The organism is Humibacter antri (assembly GCF_054777235.1).
On record NZ_BAAHAW010000019.1, the window covers coordinates 274,667 to 294,294 of the forward strand.

At 69.0% G+C, this 19,628-nt stretch carries 20 protein-coding genes; 13 read left to right on the top strand and 7 right to left on the bottom strand.

What is annotated here, in order from left to right; translation table 11 throughout:
• Positions 1–5: 5 nt before the first annotated feature.
• Positions 6–1,196, bottom strand: coding sequence for a class I SAM-dependent methyltransferase (locus ACYVDK_RS07665; protein WP_460520291.1), 1,191 nt, complete (start codon positions 1,194–1,196; stop codon positions 6–8).
• A gap of 437 nt (positions 1,197–1,633) precedes the next feature.
• Between ACYVDK_RS07665 and ACYVDK_RS07670 the strand changes: the two genes are divergently transcribed.
• From ACYVDK_RS07670 to ACYVDK_RS07700, 7 genes are all read left to right on the top strand, one after another.
• Positions 1,634–2,206 carry a flavin reductase family protein gene (locus ACYVDK_RS07670; RefSeq protein WP_460520294.1) on the top strand — a complete coding sequence of 191 codons (573 nt, stop codon included), beginning with the start codon at positions 1,634–1,636 and terminating at the stop codon, positions 2,204–2,206.
• A 153-nt stretch (positions 2,207–2,359) separates the two neighbouring features.
• Entirely contained in the window at positions 2,360–2,656 is a 297-nt protein-coding gene (groES, locus tag ACYVDK_RS07675; RefSeq protein WP_243062452.1) for a co-chaperone GroES, read from the top strand.
• 432 nt (positions 2,657–3,088) lie between these two features.
• A complete protein-coding gene (gene rarD / locus ACYVDK_RS07680; RefSeq protein WP_460520756.1) occupies positions 3,089–4,057 on the top strand; it encodes an EamA family transporter RarD in 969 nt (322 codons plus the stop codon).
• An 88-nt stretch (positions 4,058–4,145) separates the two neighbouring features.
• Positions 4,146–4,526, top strand: coding sequence for a hypothetical protein (locus tag ACYVDK_RS07685; RefSeq protein ID WP_460520297.1), 381 nt, complete (start codon positions 4,146–4,148; stop codon positions 4,524–4,526).
• A gap of 254 nt (positions 4,527–4,780) precedes the next feature.
• A complete protein-coding gene (gene guaB / locus ACYVDK_RS07690) occupies positions 4,781–6,283 on the top strand; it encodes an IMP dehydrogenase (protein WP_460520300.1) in 1,503 nt (500 codons plus the stop codon).
• Between the two features lie 399 nt (positions 6,284–6,682).
• Entirely contained in the window at positions 6,683–7,696 is a 1,014-nt protein-coding gene (locus ACYVDK_RS07695; protein WP_460520303.1) for an enoyl-CoA hydratase/isomerase family protein, read from the top strand.
• A complete protein-coding gene (locus ACYVDK_RS07700) occupies positions 7,693–8,553 on the top strand; it encodes a 3-hydroxyacyl-CoA dehydrogenase family protein (protein WP_460520306.1) in 861 nt (286 codons plus the stop codon). The genes ACYVDK_RS07695 and ACYVDK_RS07700 overlap by 4 nt, the downstream gene beginning before the upstream one ends.
• Positions 8,554–8,707: 154 nt before the next feature.
• On the opposite strand, the gene ACYVDK_RS07705 is transcribed toward ACYVDK_RS07700, so the two are convergent.
• A complete protein-coding gene (locus ACYVDK_RS07705; protein ID WP_460520758.1) occupies positions 8,708–9,064 on the bottom strand; it encodes a PaaI family thioesterase in 357 nt (118 codons plus the stop codon).
• A 225-nt stretch (positions 9,065–9,289) separates the two neighbouring features.
• Here ACYVDK_RS07705 and paaZ point away from each other — a divergent pair, with 225 nt between their 5' ends.
• Positions 9,290–11,347 carry a phenylacetic acid degradation bifunctional protein PaaZ gene (paaZ, locus tag ACYVDK_RS07710; protein WP_460520309.1) on the top strand — a complete coding sequence of 686 codons (2,058 nt, stop codon included), beginning with the start codon at positions 9,290–9,292 and terminating at the stop codon, positions 11,345–11,347.
• Positions 11,348–11,408: 61 nt separating this feature from the next.
• Here the strand turns inward: paaZ and ACYVDK_RS07715 are convergent, their stop codons facing one another.
• Positions 11,409–11,981 carry a TetR/AcrR family transcriptional regulator gene (locus tag ACYVDK_RS07715; protein WP_460520311.1) on the bottom strand — a complete coding sequence of 191 codons (573 nt, stop codon included), beginning with the start codon at positions 11,979–11,981 and terminating at the stop codon, positions 11,409–11,411.
• 176 nt (positions 11,982–12,157) lie between these two features.
• Between ACYVDK_RS07715 and ACYVDK_RS07720 the strand changes: the two genes are divergently transcribed.
• The gene (locus ACYVDK_RS07720) at positions 12,158–12,610 is read left to right on the top strand and encodes an anthrone oxygenase family protein (protein ID WP_460520314.1); all 453 of its coding nucleotides are present in this window, start codon (positions 12,158–12,160) and stop codon (positions 12,608–12,610) included.
• Positions 12,611–12,732: 122 nt separating this feature from the next.
• Here ACYVDK_RS07720 and ACYVDK_RS07725 read toward each other — a convergent pair whose 3' ends face one another.
• The 4 genes from ACYVDK_RS07725 to paaI form a co-directional block, all read right to left on the bottom strand.
• On the bottom strand, positions 12,733–13,251 hold the full coding sequence (locus ACYVDK_RS07725; protein ID WP_460520317.1) for a GNAT family N-acetyltransferase: 519 nt from the start codon (positions 13,249–13,251) through the stop codon (positions 12,733–12,735).
• Positions 13,252–13,503: 252 nt separating this feature from the next.
• On the bottom strand, positions 13,504–14,121 hold the full coding sequence (locus tag ACYVDK_RS07730) for a TetR/AcrR family transcriptional regulator (protein WP_460520320.1): 618 nt from the start codon (positions 14,119–14,121) through the stop codon (positions 13,504–13,506).
• A 266-nt stretch (positions 14,122–14,387) separates the two neighbouring features.
• Positions 14,388–15,719, bottom strand: coding sequence for a phenylacetate--CoA ligase (gene paaK / locus ACYVDK_RS07735; RefSeq protein ID WP_460520322.1), 1,332 nt, complete (start codon positions 15,717–15,719; stop codon positions 14,388–14,390).
• 177 nt (positions 15,720–15,896) lie between these two features.
• Positions 15,897–16,328, bottom strand: a complete 432-nt coding sequence (gene paaI, locus ACYVDK_RS07740; RefSeq protein ID WP_460520324.1) for a hotdog family protein — start codon at positions 16,326–16,328, stop codon at positions 15,897–15,899.
• Between the two features lie 128 nt (positions 16,329–16,456).
• On the opposite strand from paaI, the gene paaA reads away from it, so the two are divergent.
• From paaA to paaD, 4 genes are all read left to right on the top strand, one after another.
• Entirely contained in the window at positions 16,457–17,542 is a 1,086-nt protein-coding gene (paaA, locus tag ACYVDK_RS07745) for a 1,2-phenylacetyl-CoA epoxidase subunit PaaA (protein WP_460520327.1), read from the top strand.
• A 113-nt stretch (positions 17,543–17,655) separates the two neighbouring features.
• Positions 17,656–17,973: a 1,2-phenylacetyl-CoA epoxidase subunit PaaB gene (gene paaB, locus ACYVDK_RS07750; protein ID WP_460520760.1), complete on the top strand. Its 318-nt coding sequence runs from the start codon at positions 17,656–17,658 to the stop codon at positions 17,971–17,973.
• Positions 17,970–18,791: a 1,2-phenylacetyl-CoA epoxidase subunit PaaC gene (gene paaC, locus ACYVDK_RS07755; RefSeq protein WP_460520330.1), complete on the top strand. Its 822-nt coding sequence runs from the start codon at positions 17,970–17,972 to the stop codon at positions 18,789–18,791. The genes paaB and paaC overlap by 4 nt, the downstream gene beginning before the upstream one ends.
• A gap of 287 nt (positions 18,792–19,078) precedes the next feature.
• Positions 19,079–19,531 (top strand): 1,2-phenylacetyl-CoA epoxidase subunit PaaD, encoded by a 453-nt coding sequence (paaD, locus tag ACYVDK_RS07760; RefSeq protein ID WP_460520333.1) that lies wholly within the window; start codon positions 19,079–19,081, stop codon positions 19,529–19,531.
• The last annotated feature ends 97 nt before the right edge of the window (positions 19,532–19,628 follow it).

Genomic DNA, 19,628 nt, shown 5'->3' on the forward strand with positions numbered 1-19,628 from the left:
CGTGTCTAGCCGACGCGCTCGACGAGAAGCGCCACGTGGCGCGCGCCGATGCGGGTGAGTACGAGCGTCGCGGATGCCTCGCCCTTCAACCGAAGCCGCTTGCGCAGGGCAGCCGGGTCGACATCCGCTCCGCGCTTCTTGATCTCTAGCGTGCCGATGCCGCGGCCGGCCAGCGCCGTGCGCAGTTCGGACTCCTTGACCGGCAACTCGTCCATGATCCGGAACGCGTGCGCGAACGGCGTGCGCGTCAGCGTGTCGGCGGTGAGGTAGGCGATGTCGTGGCGGAGCATCCTCGCGCCCAGTGATCGGGCGAGATCGCCTATCAGGCGGGCACGGATGATCGCGCCGTCCGGTTCGTACAGGTACTCGCCCGGGTCACCGGTCGGCTCGTCCTCAGCATCGGCACTGCCCGTCAGCTCGGCCGCATCCTCGCCCTGCATCACCAGCGCCGCACGCCTGACGCCGTCGCGCGCGAGCGGTCCCGTCCAGACTCCGACCTCCACCACCTGCCCGTCGACGGAGACCCACTGCGCCTCCGCGCCGTCAGGGATCAGCGCGCGGTCGACGCCCGGTCCGAGCTTGACGCCGACGGGCATCCGCTCCGCCAGCGAGAACACGAAATCGAGGCTCGGCGACCACTCCGCCGGGTCGGCGAGCCGCCTCGTGTTCGTGTGCCCGGCGGTACGGCGTGCGGGGTCCAGGTAGGCGGCGTCCTGCGAACCGAGATCGGTGTCTTCTGCGCGCGACTGCAGAACACGGGCGTTCGGAAACGGCGCCAGGTTGTAACTCGCGATCGCGGCGGTGACCTCGTCGGCGTCCACGGCCGTGACGTCCAGGTCGAGCCCGGCCATGGCCATCGCGTCGCCGCCGATCCCGCAGCCCAGGTCGGCCACCCGGGTGAGGCCCGCGTGCGCGAACCGTGCCGCGTGCCGCGCAGCCAGCTGCAGGCGGGTCGCCTGCTCCAGCCCAGCCTCCGTGAACAGCATCCGAGAAGCGAACGGACCGAATTTCACTGCGGCCTTGCCGCGCAGCTTGGACTGCGTCAGCACCGCCGCCACCAGCCCGGGTGGATGCCCCTGCCTGCGCAAAGCGCTCACCATGCGCACCACGTCGGCAGCGCTCTCGTACGGCGGCAGGGAGTCGAGCAGTCGCAGACCCTCTGGGCTCAGCAGCTCGACCAGTTCCGCGCGTTCCACTGCGACAACCTATCGCGGGCGCCGCGATTGCGGCCCCGTCCCGCCATCGTGAGGCGCGCTCCCGCCCCCGAGAGGGCGCTCCCGCCGACGTGAGGCGCGCTCCCGCCCTCGTGAGGGCGCGCTCTCGCCATCGGCAAGGTGCCCTCTCCCCATCGGCAAGGTGCCCTCTCGTCATCGGCAGGGCGCCCCTCCCGCCATCGGCGAGGTGCCCTCCCGCCGACGCGAGTGCGCGCTCCCATCCCTTGTGAGTGTTCGCTCTCCTGCTTCCAGGGAACGGGCGAATTGACCTCAACATTGGTTGAGGTCATAGGCTCGAGGTGCGGAGGGCGGCACGTGCACTGCATCGAGCGCCACTCTGGGCAACCGCCCGAGGATGCCCGCGCCTCCCTCCGCCTTCTCCACCGAACCTCCAGACACTCCAGATACGACCCCAACGGATGACCGCAACAGAACCTCTCTCCGCAGCTCCTTCGCTGCCCGTTTCCGCCGTTCCGCGCCCTGCGACGCATGCCGCAACGCCGGCGACCCCGGCAACGCCCGAAGCGTTCAAGGATGCCTTCCGCCTGCATCCGGCAGGCATCGCCTTGATCACCGCCCTCACCGCAGACGGGCCCGTCGGGCTCACCGCCTCGAGCGTCGCATCCGTGAGCACCGACCCGCCGGCACTGGCCTTCTCGGTGACCCGTGCGACCGGGAGTGCCGGGGGCATCCTGACGGCTCCGACGCACCTGGTGCACCTGCTCGACTCCCGGCACGTCGAACTGGCCGACGTCTTCGCGCACTCCGGAACCGAGCGATTCACTGCGGAGCAAGGCTGGTCGGCCCTGCCCACCGGGGAGCCGCACCTGCCGACCGCGCGCGTCGCGCTGCGCTGCCGCATTCTGCAGGCGACGCCGGTCGGATCGTCGGTGCTCGTGCTCGCCGAGGTGCTCGAGATATTTGCAGGCGAGGCGGGCGAGCCTGTCGCGTACGTCGACCGCAGGTTCCGGGCGCTCTCCGACCGGGCGTGAGCCCGGCGAGCGCCCGGCTCGTGCGTATCGGATGACCATTCGCTTGCACTCACGTTGCACGAGTGCCAACCGTGCGCCTACACTGCTCATTAGCACTCTCACTGTCAGTGTGCTAACTACGTCTTCAGTACAAAGTACAGAAAGAGGTCAACCGTGTCGGTCTCCATCAAGCCGCTCGAGGATCGCATCGTTATCAAGCAGGTCGAGGCTGAGCAGACCACTGCGTCCGGCCTGGTCATCCCGGACACAGCCAAGGAGAAGCCGCAGGAGGGCGAGGTCGTCGCCGTCGGACCCGGCCGCATCGACGACAACGGCAACCGCGTTCCGCTCGACGTCAACGTCGGCGACAAGGTGCTCTACTCCAAGTACGGCGGAACCGAGGTGAAGTTCGGCGGCGACGAGTTGCTGGTGCTGTCGGCTCGCGACGTGCTGGCTGTCATCGAGCGCTGACGCTCTCGCTTCTGCGGCAGTTCCGCAGGGTTTCGAAGGGGTCCGGATGCCTGGCATCCGGACCCCTTCGTCGTCTTGGTTGCCGCGGTCGTCTTCGTCGTCACGGTCGCGCATACCTTCGCCGTCGGTCGTCAGCACTATTTCAGGCCGGAACCGCGGCGGCAGTTGTGTGGATGGCCGGCCTCACCTGCCTGAACTGCGCGCGGCCGAGGGTGTGGAGGGGTGGGCAGAGGGTGGGTGGGCGGTCGCTCTCGACAGCGTCGCGCGTGATCGCGGCCGCTCGACACGCTCCATCGCCTCGGCGATGAGAGCGAGCTCTCATCGCTCTCGGCTCAGTCGCGTGTCGGGGGTGCGACCTACGATGATGCGGTGTCCGAAACCGCGGGAAACGACCCCGCACCCGCACCCGTACGGGCCGCTGCCGTAGCACCCGTGCGCGCCGGCCGCGGCCTCGTGTACGCGGTCTCGGCGTATTTCATCTGGGGTTTCCTCCCGATCTACTTCATCGCCCTCGCGCCGACCGGTCCGTTCGAGATAGTGGCCTGGCGCGTCGTGTTCTCGCTCGTGTTCTGCGCGATCGCCATCCTCCTCACGCGGGCGTGGCGGGCGTTCGCAGTCATCCTGCGGCGTCCGCGCATCGTGTTCGTCACGGGCGTGGCCGGTGCGCTCATCTACGTGAACTGGCAGACGTACGTGTACGCGACGACGTCGGGCCAGGTGGTCGAGGCATCCCTCGGCTACTTCATCAACCCGATCGTCACCGTGCTGCTGGGCGTGATCGTGCTGCGCGAGCATGTGCGCCTCACGCAGTGGATCGCGATCGGCGTCTCGATCGTCGCCGTGGTCGTGCTCACCGTCGGCTATGGCCGGCTCCCCTGGATCGCACTCCTGCTGGCGTTCTCGTTCGGCTTGTATGGACTGGTCAAGAAGCAGGTCGGCCGCAACGTGGATGCCCTCAGCGGCCTCACGCTCGAGACCGCGTGGCTCATGCCGGTGGCGATCGTGCAACTGATCGTGGTCGGCGTGACGACCGGCATCACGTTCGGGCACGAGAGCGTGCTGCACGCCGTCGGCATCGTCGGTGTCGGGGTCATCACGGCGGTGCCGCTGCTGTTCTTCGCGGGAGCATCGCGACGGCTTCCGCTCATCGTGATGGGGTTCATCCAGTACTTCACGCCGATCCTGCAGCTCATCGTGGGTGTGGCGCTGCTGCACGAGGCGATGTCGCTTCAGCGCTGGATCGGGTTCGGCCTGGTCTGGGTCGCCCTCGCCGTGCTCACTGTCGACATGGTGCTGGCCGTGCGACGCGATCGTCGGGCTGCGGCGAGCGCCGATGCGGTGCAGGCCACCGATGCAGCACAGGCCGCCGATGCGGTGCCCTCCGACCCGTTGCCGGAGTAGCGCCGCACAGCATTGCGAAATCGGATGCGCACGCTCGGGGAAACGGGATTCCGGGCCGATCGTCGGGTGCAGAGCGCATAGTGGATGCATGTCGATCGGCGCGCTGCTGCTCGTCAGCGCTGCACTCGGTACGAGCTTCGCGGAGTCGTATGCTCTCGCTCTCTACCGGCGTGCCGTACGCGGATCGCGCGAGCGCTTCCTCTGGCGCAGCCGCTACATCGCGCTTGCAGTGCTCGTCGCCGTCATCTCCGGCGCGATCGCCGTGCTCGACGTGATGCAGGGCGACACGTTCTTCGCGGCGCTCTGGTTGGCGATCGCGGCGATGCGCGTCGTCGTGCTCATCCTCAACCGCGACAAAGACGACGACGACTGGTTCAAGCGCACCGGGCGGCGCATCCGTTCCGGGCTGAGGAAGGTTGCGGCCGCACTGCGGCCGGGCCGCGGGGTCGGGGCGCCGGTGCCAGCGTGAGTCCCGCCAGCAGCGAGCGAGGCCGAGCCGTGGCCGATCGACAGGGCCGAGGCGTGGCCGACCGACCGGGCCGAGCGGCCGCACACCTGTGCGGAACCGGGCACAGGCATCCGGAATGCTGCGCGGTCGCGCGGCGTTAACATGGAACATCCGCGCTCAGGGCCCTCCAGCGAAGCCCCGTGGCTACCTCCATGCGAGCCGGGTGTGATGCGCGCACAACCGGAAGACGCGCAGACGACGAGAACAGGGGAGAGATGGACCAGGCGGACCCGTTCGGATTCATGGGACTGACATACGACGACGTGATGCTCCTGCCGGGGCACACCGACGTGATTCCGAGTGAGGCCGATACGTCCTCGCGCCTGACCAGGCGCATCAGCGTGGCCACGCCGCTTCTCTCCAGCGCGATGGACACCGTGACCGAGTCGCGCATGGCCGTTGCCATGGCCAGACAGGGCGGCATCGGCGTGCTGCACCGCAATCTCTCCATTGAGGATCAGGCGGCGTTCGTCGACAAGGTGAAGCGCAGCGAGTCCGGCATGGTGAGCAATCCCGTGACGACCACGCCCGACGCCACGGTCGAAGAGGTGGATGCCCTCTGCGGCCAGTTCCGCGTCTCCGGCCTTCCCGTGGTGGAAGGCGACGGCAAGCTCGTCGGCATCGTCACCAACCGCGACATGCGCTTCGTCTCCCCGTTCGAGAAGGCATCCACTCTCGTTCGCGACGTCATGACGAAGACCCCGCTGATCACCGCTCCGGTCGGAATCGACCCGGACTCGGCGATCGCGATCTTCGCGCAGCACAAGATCGAGAAGCTTCCGCTGGTGGATTCCGACGGCAGACTGCGCGGGCTCATCACCGTCAAAGACTTCGACAAGAGCGAGAAGTACCCGAACGCCACGAAGGACTCCGAGGGCCGGTTGCGCGTCGGCGCGGCGATCGGTTTCTTCGGCGATGCCTGGGACCGGGCGATGGCACTGGTCGACGCGGGCGTCGACGTGATCGTGGTCGACACCGCAAACGGCGACAGCAAGGGCGTGCTGGAGATCATCCATCGCCTCAAACACGAACCGCGGTCCGCGCACGTCGAGGTGATCGGCGGCAACGTCGCCACTCGCACCGGTGCCCAGGCGCTGGTGGATGCCGGTGCCGACGCCATCAAGGTCGGCGTCGGCCCCGGCTCCATCTGCACGACCCGGGTCGTCGCCGGCGTCGGCGTGCCGCAGATCACAGCCGTGTACGAGGCATCCCTCGCCGCGCGCGCCGCGGGCGTCCCCGTCATCGCCGACGGCGGACTGCAGTACTCCGGCGACATCGCGAAGGCGCTGGTTGCAGGTGCCGACACCGTCATGCTCGGTTCGCTGCTGGCCGGATGCGACGAGAGCCCGGGCGACCTCATCTTCGTGAACGGCAAGCAGTACAAGAACTACCGCGGCATGGGTTCGCTCGGCGCGTTGCAGACGCGGGGCAAGAAGACGTCGTACTCGCGTGACCGCTACTTCCAGGCGGATGTCTCTGGTGACGACGCATTGATCCCCGAGGGCATCGAGGGCCGGGTCGCCTACCGCGGACCGCTCGCCTCGGTCGCGTACCAGCTCACCGGAGGGCTGCGACAGTCGATGTTCTATGTCGGCGCCCGCACGATCCCAGAGCTGAAGGAGCGCGGCAGGTTCGTGCGCATCACGCCGGCCGGGCTCAAGGAGTCGCATCCGCACGACATCCAGATGGTCGTGGAGGCGCCGAACTACACCCGCTGAGCCGTCGCTCGCCGCAGTCGATCGCCGGGTTCGTGCCGGTCGGCTGAGCTCGTCGAGAGTGGTTGCCGGGTGATCGCGGTCTCGACGAGCTCGACCGGCGATGCCGACGCCGATCCGGCGGCCGGGGGATACGTCGCACGATCCGCCGGACGGCGATCGGGGAACGCGTCGCACGATCCGCCGGACGACTGGCGATCGGGCGGATGAATCGCCCCGACGCATCCGGCGCAGCGTGCGTTCTCCGGCGCAGCGTGCGCGACAAGCGGGGTACGGCGCGACGTCTGGTTCGAGATCGCCTGTTTGACCGCACGGTGTCGCTCTGCGAGAATTACTGTCCGAACGGTCGGTAACTAAAACGACCGCTTCGGCAGGTCTGGCGCGATGAAGGGCGGGAGCCGTATGACCGACGGTCAGACGCTTCGCATCGAGCGCGGCCAAGACCGCGTGGTAGTCACGCTGGACCGTCCGCGGGCCCGCAATGCGATCGACCGGCGCATGGTCGACGGGTTGCACGAGGTGTGCGTCGAGCTGGAGGCGGAGCCGCGCATCCTCATCCTGGCCGGAGGAGACGGCGTGTTCGCCTCGGGCGCGGACATCGCCGAGCTGCGTGATCGCACCGCGCACGACGCCCTCGCAGGCATCAACACGCGCCTCTTCATGCGCATCGCTCGGCTGCCCATGCCCGTGATCGCGGCCGTCGACGGCTGGGCACTCGGTGGCGGCGCCGAACTCGCCTACGCGGCGGACTTCCGCATCGGCACGCCCCGCACCGTGTTCGGCAATCCCGAGACCAGCCTCGGTATCATCGCCGCAGCCGGCGCCACGTGGCGGCTGCGTGAGCTGGTCGGCGAACCGCTCGCGAAGCAGCTGCTCCTGGCGGGACGCCGTCTCGACGCCGAGGAATCGCTCCGAACAGGCCTGCTCGGCGAGGTCGTCGAGCAGGCCGACTTGATGCCGGCGGCCCATCGCCTCGCCGATCGCATCGCCTCGATGGATGCAGCAGCCACGATCGCGACCAAGGCGGTGTTCGCTGCGCCGGCCGATGGGCATCCCGATGCCGAGCTCCGAGCGCAGGCAGTACTGTTCGAGTCGCCGGAGAAGCACCGGCGGATGACGGAGTTTCTGGAACGCAGGTGGAATAAACAGGGCGCGGCGCACGACCCAACACAGGAAGGCCCCGCGACGCTCGGCGCCGGGGCGGGCAGCCCCGCAACGGGCGACGCCGGGGCGGGAGGCTCCGCAACGGGCCACACCAGACCGGGCACCTCCGCAACCGGCGACACCAGACCGGGAGGCTTCGCAACGGGAGACGCCAGGGCGGGCAGTCCCGCAACCGGCGACGCCGGGGTAGGCAGCTTCGCAACGCACCACGCCTGGCCGCGCAGCCCCGCACCGGGCGGAGGATCGCGATGACGACGCCTTTGCCGCGGATCGTCGGCGTTCTCGGCGGTGGAACCATGGGCGCCGGCATCGCCCACGCGTTCCTCGTCTCCGGATGCCTGGTGCGCGTGGTCGAGCGTGACGGCGAGCAGTGCGACGCGGCATCCGCGCGTATCGTGCGCGCTGTGACGGCGAGCGTCGAGCGCGGCACGACGAACGAGAGCGTCGAATCCCTGACGTCGCGTCTGGAGGCAGGCACGTCGGATGCCGCATTCGCGGAGTGCGGCCTCGTGGTCGAAGCGGTGCCGGAGCAGTTCGAGCTCAAGGTCGACTCGCTGACGCGGATCGCCCGTTCGGCGCCGCACGCGGTCGTTGCGAGCAATACGTCGTCGATCTCGATCGACGACCTCGCGGCGACCCTGCAGGAGCCGGATCGGTTCCTCGGCCTGCACTTCTTCAACCCGGTTCCGGCATCGAAGCTCGTGGAGGTGGTGCGCGGCGCAGCGACCTCCCAATCGACCCTTCGCGCGGCGCAGGACTGGGTCGCCGCGATCGGCAAGACCGCGGTGACTGTGGCGGATGCCCCGGGCTTCGCCTCCAGCCGGCTGGGGGTCGCGCTCGGGCTGGAGGCGATCCGCATGCTCGAGGAGGGTGTGGCGAGTGCCGAGGACATCGACGCGGCCATGGTGCTGGGCTACCGGCATCCGGTCGGCCCGCTCCGCCTGACCGACATGGTCGGGCTGGATGTGCGGCTCGGCATCGCGGAATACCTGAACGGCCGACTCGGCGACCGGTTCGAGCCGCCGCAGCTGCTGCGCGACAAGGTGGCTGCCGGCCGGCTCGGCCGCAAGACGGGCCACGGCTTCTACGCGTGGAGTGACGAGTCGTGACGATGGCAAGAAACGTTGTGCACGCGCCTACTGTCGAGACGAAGGCCGGCGATGGGTTCCCATTGCCGGTTCCGGACGATCCGCAGAGCGGGCCGGACAGCAGTGCAAGAAGGAGCGCGGCGGCAGGCGGCAATGGGCGGCCGCGGCCTCTTCTTCAGGCTCCAGCGCGGGAATCCACGATGAGGTTCGTGATGCGCGCGGTGCAGAGCAGACGGCCGTCTTCGTCGGTGACGGTGACGGCGTGCGAGGTCACGCGACGCCCGAGGCTGATCGCCTCGGCTACGCCAGTGACGAGGCCGGAGCTTGCCGAGCGGTGGTGGGTGGCGTTGATGTCGAGGCCCACCGCCGACCTGCCGGGGCCGGCATGGATGACCGCCGCCCACGATCCGAGGGCCTCGGCGAACGCCACGGACGCCCCGCCGTGCAGCAGCCCGAACGACTGGCGATTGCCCTCGACCGGCATCGTCGCGACGACCCGCTGTGCCGACTGCTCGAGGATCGTCACGCCCATCTTCGTATCGAGTTCGCCGAGCACTATGCGCCACGTGTCGTCGTCTTCACCCGCAGCCACGGCATACCCCGTTTCGTCCCAGACCGAACGTTCGGCAGGGTATCAGCCGCAGCGTCATCCGCGAGACTGCACGCCCGCCCCGAGACCGCAGGTTTCACCCGCTGTCTCGGCGACGGGGTGCAGTCTCGCGGGCGCGACGGGCGACGTCACAGCAGGAGGCACACGATGACCGACATACTGCCCAGCTACGTGCAGGGGGCGTGGTGGACGCCTGACGACGGGAGCGACGCCGTCGACGTGCGCGACGCATCCACCGGCGACGTGATGACCCGCGTCAGCACGAACGGACTCGACTTCGCGGGCGCGCTGGAGTATGCGCGCAGCGTCGGGCAGGCATCCCTCGGCCACCTCACCTTCCACCAGCGGGCGCTTCTGCTCAAGCAGTTCGCCCAGGCGCTGAGCGAGCGCAAGGACGAGCTGTACGAGCTCTCCGCCCGCGGCGGAACGACGAAGTCGGATGCCATGGTCGACATCGACGGCGGCATCGGCGTGCTCTTCACCTACTCGTCGAAGGGGCGACGCGAGCTCCCGAACACGCAGCTCGTCGTCGACGGGCCGGCGGAGCAGCTCTCGAAGGACGGTACATTCCTCGGGCGGCATGTATACAGCAGACTGCCTGGCGTCGCTGTGCAGATCAACGCTTTCAACTTTCCGGTCTGGGGATCGCTGGAGAAGCTCGCGCCGGCGTTCCTGGCCGGCGTGCCAACGCTGGTCAAGCCGGCGACGCCGACCGGATACCTCGCGGAGGCGTACGTGCGCATCCTGGTCGAGTCCGGGCTGCTGCCGGACGGCACGCTGCAGCTGGCCTCCGGCGGCGTGCCCGGACTCTTCGACGCGCTCCGGCTCGGTGACATCGTGTCGTTCACCGGGTCGGCATCGACCGCTGAGCGGCTGCGGGGGCACGAGTCCGTGCGTACCGGCGGGGTGCGCTTCACCAGCGAGACCGACTCGATCAACGCCTCGGTGCTGGGCAAGGATGCCGGCCCGGGCACGCCCGAGTTCGACGCGTTCGTGAAAAGCGTCGTCACCGAACTGACCGTGAAGGCCGGCCAGAAGTGCACGGCCATCCGTCGCGTCATCGTGCCCGAGCGGATGCGCGGGGCCGTCATGGCCGCGATCGCCGACCGGATCGCCCAGCGCGTCGTGATCGGCGATCCGCGCATCGACGGTGTCACGATGGGTCCGCTCGCCTCCCGTGGGCAGCGCACCGAGGTGCTCAGGCAGGTCGGCCGCCTAGTCGACGCAGGCGGACGCGTCGTGCTCGGGTCTCTCGATGCGCCAGAGGTCGTGCGCGCCGACGGTAGTCGCGGCGTCGACCCCGGCGGTGCTTTCGTCGCGCCCATGCTGCTCGAGTTCGAAGACCCGTGGACGGATGCCGTGCACCGCATCGAAGCGTTCGGCCCCGTCGCCAGCGTGCTCGGCTACGGCGAGACCGCGGATGCCATCGCCCTGGTCGCCGCAGGTCGGGGCTCGCTGGTCACCAGCGTCGCATCGCATGACGCCGCCGAGGTGGTCGAGCTCGTCTCCGGCATCGCGGCGTACAACGGGCGCGTGCTCGTGCTCGATCGCGACGACGCGCGCACGTCGACCGGGCACGGATCCCCGGTGCCGCACCTCGTGCACGGCGGTCCTGGTCGCGCAGGAGGCGGCGAGGAGCTGGGCGGCATCCGGGCCGTGCTGCACCACATGCAGCGCACCGCCGTTCAGGGGTCGCCGGACATGCTCACGGCGATCACGGGCCAGTGGCATGCGGGAGCGGCGGCGGATGCCGGCGGCAGGCATCCGTTCCGCAAGTCGCTGTCCGAGCTTCGGATCGGCGACCGTGTGTCGTCGCAGTCGCGCGAGGTGACGCTGGCCGACATCGAGCACTTCGCAGACTTCACCGGCGACACGTTCTACGCGCACATGGACGAAGAGGCGGCGTCGGCGAACCCGTTCTTCCCCGGTCGGGTGGCGCACGGGTACCTGTTGGTCTCGTTCGCCGCCGGGCTCTTCGTCGACCCGGACCCGGGGCCCGTGCTGGCCAACTACGGTCTGGAGAATCTCCGGTTCCTCACGCCGGTGTCGCCGGGGGACAGCATCCGCGTCGACCTGACGGCGAAGCAGATCACGCCGCGCGAGACGGATGGCTACGGCGAGGTGCGCTGGGACGCCGTGCTGACGAACCAGCGCGACGAGGCCGTGGCCACCTACGACGTGCTGACGCTGGTGGCCAAGGAGTAGCGACGGCGTCGCCCAACGCGACGCACGACGCGATCGGTCGCTGCGAGATCGTCGGCACGCGCTATGGTCGCGCCTCTGGTGAGAAGCGGGCTCCGATCACAGCGATGCGGTGCCCCCGATGCTCGGGGAGCATGCGGCCTGCGGCCTCGAGTCGGCTGATGCCGTGCAAGGTACTCCAGAACACCTCCGTCAATGCGCCGTCCGCTTCGGCGCCGAGGGGCCGTGCGAGCGCCTCGAACCCGGCCCGTAGTTCGACCTCGTTGTCGTCGACAGTGAAGCGCGCCTCGATCGGCTGCTGGAACATCGCTTCGTAGACCGCCGGATGCTCACTGGCGAACCCGAGGTAGGCGGCGGCGACGGCCTCGATCGCGCTCCTGCCCGTCTTCCTGCCCATCGCGGAACGACACAGCTCGGTCAGCTCGACGAAGCCCTCGAAGGCCACGGCACGCATGATCTCGGTCTTGCCGCCGGGAAAGTGACCGTACAGCACGGGCTGGGTGTAGCCGATCGAGTCGGCGAGATGGCGCGTCGTCACCGCGGCCCAGCCATCGGCATCCGCCTTCTCCCGTGCCGCATCGAGGATGCTTCGCCTTCGCTCGTCGCTACGCCGGCGGCGCGCCGTGAGATCTGCCATCGCTCCTCCTGATGCCTGCCGTCGACCTCGGATGCCGGGCGCCGAAGCGGCCGCACTCGCATGATCCGACTCTTGCGACCCGGACGGTTGCGATCCGGACGGTTGCGATCCGGACGGTTGCGATCTAGGTTAGCATCGCTAGAAAGATTAGCAACGCTAGATATGAGGAGATCGTCATGGAAGCAGTACTCGCCGTTGTCACGGCGACCGTCGTCGGGCTCATGGTGGGTGTGGAGTTCTCCGTCGCCTTTGTGATCAACCCGATCCTGACCGGGCTCGACGTGGGGCCCTCGATCGAAGGCTCCGCCCACGGCGGAAGGATGCTCGGGCGGGCGATGCCGTTCTGGTACTTCGGTTCGCTGATCCTCATCGCGGTCGTCGCCGCTCTCGCCTGGGGTACGCCGTCCTCTACGGCGGCTCTTGTCGCCGCCGGGCTGCTGGTCGTCAGCATCGTCATGTCGATCACGGTGCTCGTGCCGATCAACAATCACTCGAAGACCTGGACGGCCGCGGAGCACCCCGCAGATTGGCGCGAGCAGAAGCGGCGCTGGGACGGCTTTCACTATGCGCGTGTCGCCGTCATCGTCGCGGCGTTCGTCTTGCTGCTCGTCGCCATCGTCGTGCGGTGATCGCATTCGCGCTGAGCATTCGCGCTGAGCAGCTTCGGCGACCACCGCACGACGAAGGAGCCGGGGCCGCCCGGCTCAGCAGCGACGGGCGGTACGCCGCCAGGGAGCCCGCGGATACCGGACTACGTCGCGCTCAACTCGCGTTCGTAGAACACCTGCGTGTCAGATCGGGCGACCTCGGTCATACCGGCTTTGAGCAGAACGCGCTGCGATGCGGCATTGTCGAGGTCGGTGTCGGCAGCGGCGCTTCGCGCACCGTGGGCCGCAGCGACGCCGAACGCCGCCGTGACGGCCTCGGTGGCCAGGCCGCGGCCCCGGGCGGCAGCCACGAGTCCGTAGCCGAACTCGATCCGGCCGTCTTCGTTCGGCGGCCCGAAGAATCCGAGACCACCGATCGCCAGACCGTCCGCCCGTAGGCGGATCAGGTAGAGCGTGAAGACGGGGTCTGGATGTCGCGACGACATGAGCCCACGGAGCGGGACCAGCTCGTCCTCCAACGGGTACTGCGGATGCCAGGCATCCGTCGGCTCCTTGCGTCCGGCGACGATACGCTCCGCCAGTTCCGGCGATATCGGTTCGAGTCGGAGCCGCGGGGTATCGATCACCACGAGCTCAGCATCCCACCATGGCTCCACGAGCATCGGTGATGGTACTCACGGCGCTCGCATCGCAGGGTGACTCGAGCCGCGATCGACAACGACTCCGGCCGATGCGCCGGCGCGAGGTGCAAGGCGAATGGGGCAAGGGAACCTGCCATCGCGGCATGAGCGCTCGCCTGGCGAGCGGCCGGTCGAGGAACCGCCCCGAACCGTCGTCGCGCCGGGGTCGGAACAGCCCTTCGGGCCGACAATGTGTCGACTGCGCGTCGCGAAGGGCGGGTGTTGTGCTCCGTATCAGGAGCGGGCGACGCGCAGGCCCTCGAGCGCCACGGTGAGCACGTCGTCGGCGAGCTGCCCGGCGCTCTCCGGGCCGCCGGGGCGGTACCACTCGACGATCGAGTTGATCATGCCGAACAGCAGTCGGGTGGCGATGCCCGGATCGATGTCGGCACGCAGCGAGCCCTCGTCGCGGGCATCCTTCACGAGGGTCGCCACCGAGCGGTCGAACGCGCGACGTCGGGCGAGGGCGGTGCGTTCGACCTCGGTGTTTCCGCGCACCCGCAGCAGCAGGGTGACGTAGGGGAGCCGCTCGACGAGCACGAGGACCGCTCCGCGCAGCACGTGCGCGAGGCGGTCGGCCGCCGCGCCGGTGCGCGCACCGTCTTCGAGCAGCACGCCCTCGAGCCCGTCGAGCGCCTCGTCCAGTGCCAGTTCGAGCAGTTCGTCCTTGGATGCCACGTGGTGGTAGATCGCGGACTTCGACAGTCCCAGCCGCTCGGCCAGCACCCCGATCGAGGTCGCGTCGTAGCCGAACTCGTTGAACGCCTTCACGGCAACCTCGAGCACGCCGCGCTGGTCGTACCCGGGCCTGCCGCGCCGTGCCTCACGCGCTTCTGGCTCTGTCTCGGTCATCATCCTCCAGTCTGTCAGCCGTTCGGCCGTCCGCCGTGGGCCTAGGCGCGAGCCGCCGACAGGACAGATGGCCGAAAACAGGCCAATCCGTCCTGTTCCGGGCGGGTGAGCGCTATCTGTCATGTTCTCGGTCGGTGGGCCGGAGCGGTCGGAGCAGGGTCGGGGCGGGGTCAGGGCAGGGTTAGCGCAGGTCAGGGCAGGGTTAGCGCAGGTCAGGGCAGGGTTAGAGCGGGTCAGAGCAGGGTCAGGGCGGTTGGAGGCAGTGCTCACCGGAGGTCGTAGACCCGCTTGTACTTGCCCTCGCTGCGTGGCAGCGTGCCCGGCTCTTCGAGCGTGATCTCCACTGTCGAGCCCAGCCGGCTCTTGATCCGCTCGGCCAGCACGAGGGCCGCAGCCTCGCACGTCTCACGCGGAAGACCCGGGTGACGTTCGATGCGCACGGTCATGGCATCCATCGCGCCGGACTTCGTCAGCTCGAGCACGAAGTGCGGCGTCAGAGTCTCGATGCCGAGCACCAGCTCCTCGATCTGCGTCGGGAACAGGTTGACGCCGCGCAGGATGATCATGTCGTCGTTGCGTCCGGTGATCCGCTCCATGCGTCGCATCGCCGGTCGCGCAGTGCCGGGCAGCAGCCGCGTGAGGTCGCGGGTGCGGTAGCGCAGCACAGGGAAGGCCTCCTTCGTCAGCGAGGTGAACACCAGCTCGCCGGTGGAGCCGTCGGGCAGCGGCTCGCCGTTCTCGCCGATCACCTCGGGGAGAAAGTGGTCCTCCCAGATGTGCGGGCCGTCCTTCGTCTCCACGCACTCGTTCGCCACCCCCGGCCCCATCACCTCGCTGAGCCCGTAGATGTCGACGGCGTCGAGGTTCATGCGCTGCTCGATGGTGCGGCGGAGCTCGTTCGTCCACGGCTCGGCGCCGAGAATCGCCACCTTCAGGCTTGTGGAGCGCGGATCGATGCCCGCCTGCTCCAGAGCATCCGCGATCGTGAGCAGGTAGCTGGGGGTGCACATGATGGCATCCGGCTCGAAGTCCACGATGAGCTGCACCTGCCGGGCGGTCTGCCCGCCGGAGACCGGGATCACCGTGGCACCGAGTCGCTCGATGCCGGCATGAGCGCCGAGCCCGCCGGTGAACAGGCCGTACCCGTACGCGTTGTGCACCTTCATGCCCGGCCGCACGCCGGAGGCCCGCAACGACCGCGCCATAAGGTCGCCCCAGCGTTCCAGGTCGCCGAGCGTGTAGCCCACGACGGTGGGACGCCCGGTGGTGCCGCTGGACGCGTGGATGCGCGCCACCCTCGACATCGGCACCGCGAACATGCCGAACGGGTAGGTCTCGCGCAGATCGGCCTTCGTGGTGAACGGCAGCCGCCGCACATCGTCGAGCGAACGGATGTCCGTGGGCTTCACGCCCGCAGCTTCCAGCTTTCGCGTGTACAGCGGCACGTTCTCGTAGGCGTGGCGCACCGTCCACTGCAGGCGCTCCAGCTGCAGGGCACGCAGCTCATCGGAGCTCAGACGTTCCGCCGGGTCGAGCGAATCCGGGTCGGCCGGTGTCATCCGCAGCGGTGCGGCAGCGGTCTCGTGTGTCGTCGTCATCGACGGCCTCCTTCTCTGTGGTGCCGGCGCCCCGGGGCATCCGTATCGCTGTGCCCGGCATCCGTGCGGCCGCCCGATGCCGCCCGGTGGACCTGGCCGTGGCGGCCGGCCGCCGGCAGCGAGACTAGGCGTGTGCGCTGAGACCGGGCGTGCGGCGCCTAGTCTCGGCGCATACGCCTAGTCTCGGTGGTCGGCATGGTGTGGGGTGCCGGGCGGCGGCGCTGCACGGCGGGTGGTCACGGAGCGGCCGCGGAACTCCGCGACCGCTCCGCCCGTGTCGTCGACGATGCTCACGTCGTAGAGACCGGTACGGCCGCTGCGCACGACGCGGCGGGCCGTCGCGGTGAGCACGGCTCCGGTGGTCGTGGACTTGAGGAACGTGATGTCCGCACCGGCGGCCACCGTGACCTCGTCGTCCTCGTTGCAGGCGATCGCGAAGGCGGTGTCGGCCAGTGCGAAGACGAGGCCGCCGTGGATGATGTCGAAGCCGTTGAGCATGTCGTCGCGCACGGGCATCCGCACGACCGCGTAACCGGCTTCGTCGGTGACGACCTCGATTCCGAGGGTCGCCGATGCCCGATCGCGCTGCATCATCGTCTGACTGCTCATGCCGCTCCTCGTCGAACGTTGCCATCCCCGTCGAACGCGGCCGCTCCTCACCGAACGGGGCCACCCTTGTCGAACGTGGTGTTGATATACTAACTGAACGTTCGGTAAGTATAGAAGTGGAGACGACGATGTCCGAAGTACGGTCTCGCGGGTCGGGTTCGTCGAAGCCGGGCACCGAGGGCAGGGTTCCGGCACTTGGGCAGGCTCAGGGTGGGCCGGGTTCGGCCGACGGAACGGCGCCTACGGCCGAGGAGGGAACGGCGCCTACGGCCGAGGAGCGCGAGTTCCAACGACTGATCGAGACGGACTCCCGGGTCGAGCCCACCGACTGGATGCCGGATGCGTACCGCAAGACGCTCATCCGCCAGATGTCCCAGCACGCGCACTCCGAGATCATCGGCATGCAGCCGGAGGGCAACTGGATCACCCGGGCGCCGAGCCTGAAGCGCAAGGCGATCCTGATGGCCAAGGTGCAGGACGAGGCGGGCCACGGACTCTATCTCTACTCCGCGACGCAGACGCTCGGCATCGACCGCGACACCATGTACGAGCAACTGCTCACGGGTAAGGCGAAGTACTCGTCGATCTTCAACTACACGACGCCGACCTGGGCCGACATGGGCTCCATCGGATGGCTCGTCGACGGCGCCGCGATCTGCAACCAGGTGCCGCTGTGCCGCTGCTCGTATGCGCCATACGGCCGGGCGATGGTGCGCATCTGCAAGGAGGAGTCGTTCCATCAGCGGCAGGGTTTCGAGATTCTGCTCACGCTCATGCGCGGCACCGAAGAGCAGCAGCGCATGGCGCAGGAGTCGGTGAACCGCTGGTACGCGCCGTCGCTGATGATGTTCGGTCCACCCGATCAGGAGTCCCCGAACTCCCAGCGCAGCATGGCGTGGAAGATCAAGCGGTTCAGCAACGACGACCTGCGCCAGCGGTTCGTGGACATGATCATGCCGCAGGCCGAGGTGCTCGGCGTCACGCTGCCCGACCCCGACCTGAGGTGGAACGAGGAGCGCGGCCACTACGACTTCGGCGAACTGGACTGGGACGAGTTCTACGCCGTGCTCGCCGGACACGGCCAGGCCAACACGGTGCGACTGGCCAACCGCAGGGCCGCCCACGAGGAGGGCGCCTGGGTGCGCGAAGCGGCGCGGGCGTACGCCGAGCGCGAGGACGCCGACCGATCGGTCGCGCTGGAGAGGATCGCCTGATGGATGCGTCCGCCACCGATGCTCCGCGCGGCGTGAGCGAGCAGACGAACGCGGTGGGCCCCGCCGGCCGTGAGGCCGTTACGGCCAGTACCGCCGGCGGTCAGGCCGGGCCGATGAGCACCGCCGGCCGTGAGGCCGTGCCGACGAGCAGGGAGGCGTGGCCGCTCTGGGAGGTGTTCATCCGTTCCTCTCGTGGCCTCTCGCACGTGCACGCCGGATCTCTGCACGCACCGGATGCCGTCATGGCCGTCCGCAACGCCCGCGATCTCTACACCCGGCGCGGCGAGGGCGTCTCGGTGTGGGTCGTGCCGTCCAGTGCGATCACGGCATCCGACGTGGATGCCCGCGGCGCGTTCTTCGAGACCGCCGAGGGCAAGGAGTTCCGGCACGCCACGTACTACACAGCCTCCGAGGGGGTGCCGCACCTGTGAGGCACACCCATCGTGCCGTCTCCACCGCCGTCTCGGCCGAGACGATCGAGCGCGACCTCGCCGACGGGCTTCAGCGGCCGAGCGACGAAGTCGCCCGGTATGCGCTCGGGCTGGGCGATGACGCGCTCATCCTGGCGCAGCGCCTCGGCGAGTGGATCGCGCACGCCCCCGAGCTCGAGGAGGATGTGGCGCTGGCGAACATCGGCCTCGACCTGCTCGGCCACGCGCGCTCCTTGCTCACCTACGCCGGTTCCGCGTGGGAGAAGAGCGAGGACGACCTGGCCTACTTCCGCGATGAGCCGGAGTTCCGCAATCACCAGCTCTTCGAGCGCCCGAACGGCGACTTCGCGCACACCATCGCCAGGCAGCTCATCGCCTCCGTGTACTTCGACGCGTTGTACGCGCGACTGCAGGCATCCGCCGACCCGACGCTCGCGGCGATCGCAGCCAAGGCCGCCAAAGAGGTCGATTACCACCTCGATCACAGCGTGCAATGGACCAGACGCCTGGGTCTCGGCACGGATGTCTCGCACGAGCGCATGCAGGCCGGCCTGGATGCCATGTGGCCGTTCGTCGACGAGCTGTTCCGCCCCGACTCGGCGGCCGCCGCACTCGAGGGCGTCGCCGTTCAGCCCGCGACCCTGCGTGACGCGTTCGACCGCACCGTGCCTGCGGTGATCGCGGAATCCGGGCTCGAGGTGCCTGACATTCCCGGCGCCTCAGGCGGTGGTCGTCGCGGCGTGCACACCGAGGCGTTCGGGCACCTGCTCGCCGAGATGCAGGTGCTTGCGAGGCAGCATCCGGGTGCGACATGGTGACGCGAACCCTGCCCATCGAGTCCGCCCCGCGGGTCGAGTCCGCACCGCCGGTCGAGCTCCCACCGCCGGTAGAGCTCCTCCCGCGGGTTGAGCTCCTCCCGCGGGTTGAGTTCCTCCCGCGAGTTGAGCTCCTCCCGCGGGTTGAGCCTGTCGAAACCGCGCAGCCGGTTGAGCCCGTCGAAACCCCGCACCCCCGAGCGAGGTCTGGTTTCGAGACGCGCCCGCCGGGCGCTCCTCAACCGGCGGGTAGCACCGACGAACGTCGCGCGTGGGCGCTCGCCGCGGAGGTGTGCGACCCGGAGGTGCCGGTGCTCACGATCGAAGACCTCGGCGTGCTGCGTGCGGTTCACGTGGCGGGGGAGGGCGCGGATGCGGCGGTGCGGGTGGAGATCACGCCCACGTACTCCGGCTGTCCTGCCGTCGACGCGATGCGCGACGACATCGTGACGACACTGACGGATGCCGGCTACCGGCACGTCGAGGTGCGTACGGTGCTCGCTCCGGCCTGGACGACGGACTGGATGAGTGAGAGCGGCAAGGCGAAGCTCGAGGCGTTCGGCATCGCGCCGCCGGGGCCGCGCGCACGTGACGGGCGGGTGGGGCTCGGGATGGGCATCCGTTGCCCGCAGTGCGGGTCGCTGCACACTCGCGAGCTCTCGCACTTCGGCTCGACCTCGTGCAAGGCGCTCTACGTGTGCCAGAAATGCGGGGAGCCGTTCGACCACTTCAAGGCGCACTGATGCGCGCTGGAGCTTGGAGCGGAGGCCATTTCTGGCCTCCGCCGCGACGCCAGCGCCGACCGCAGTCCCGGCGGTCGGACACCGGAAGGAGGCCACG

Coding starts and splice junctions, on each gene's coding strand:
- ACYVDK_RS07670 (WP_460520294.1), top strand. CDS start 1,634: ATGACCGCAACAGAACCTCTCTCCGCAGCTCCTTCGCTGCCCGTTTCC.
- ACYVDK_RS07685 (WP_460520297.1), top strand. CDS start 4,146: ATGTCGATCGGCGCGCTGCTGCTCGTCAGCGCTGCACTCGGTACGAGC.
- guaB (WP_460520300.1), top strand. CDS start 4,781: ATGGACCAGGCGGACCCGTTCGGATTCATGGGACTGACATACGACGAC.
- ACYVDK_RS07695 (WP_460520303.1), top strand. CDS start 6,683: ATGACCGACGGTCAGACGCTTCGCATCGAGCGCGGCCAAGACCGCGTG.
- ACYVDK_RS07700 (WP_460520306.1), top strand. CDS start 7,693: ATGACGACGCCTTTGCCGCGGATCGTCGGCGTTCTCGGCGGTGGAACC.
- ACYVDK_RS07705 (WP_460520758.1), bottom strand. CDS start 9,064: ATGGGCGTGACGATCCTCGAGCAGTCGGCACAGCGGGTCGTCGCGACG.
- paaZ (WP_460520309.1), top strand. CDS start 9,290: ATGACCGACATACTGCCCAGCTACGTGCAGGGGGCGTGGTGGACGCCT.
- ACYVDK_RS07715 (WP_460520311.1), bottom strand. CDS start 11,981: ATGGCAGATCTCACGGCGCGCCGCCGGCGTAGCGACGAGCGAAGGCGA.
- ACYVDK_RS07720 (WP_460520314.1), top strand. CDS start 12,158: ATGGAAGCAGTACTCGCCGTTGTCACGGCGACCGTCGTCGGGCTCATG.
- ACYVDK_RS07725 (WP_460520317.1), bottom strand. CDS start 13,251: ATGCTCGTGGAGCCATGGTGGGATGCTGAGCTCGTGGTGATCGATACC.
- ACYVDK_RS07730 (WP_460520320.1), bottom strand. CDS start 14,121: ATGACCGAGACAGAGCCAGAAGCGCGTGAGGCACGGCGCGGCAGGCCC.
- paaK (WP_460520322.1), bottom strand. CDS start 15,719: ATGACGACGACACACGAGACCGCTGCCGCACCGCTGCGGATGACACCG.
- paaI (WP_460520324.1), bottom strand. CDS start 16,328: ATGAGCAGTCAGACGATGATGCAGCGCGATCGGGCATCGGCGACCCTC.
- paaA (WP_460520327.1), top strand. CDS start 16,457: ATGTCCGAAGTACGGTCTCGCGGGTCGGGTTCGTCGAAGCCGGGCACC.
- paaB (WP_460520760.1), top strand. CDS start 17,656: ATGAGCACCGCCGGCCGTGAGGCCGTGCCGACGAGCAGGGAGGCGTGG.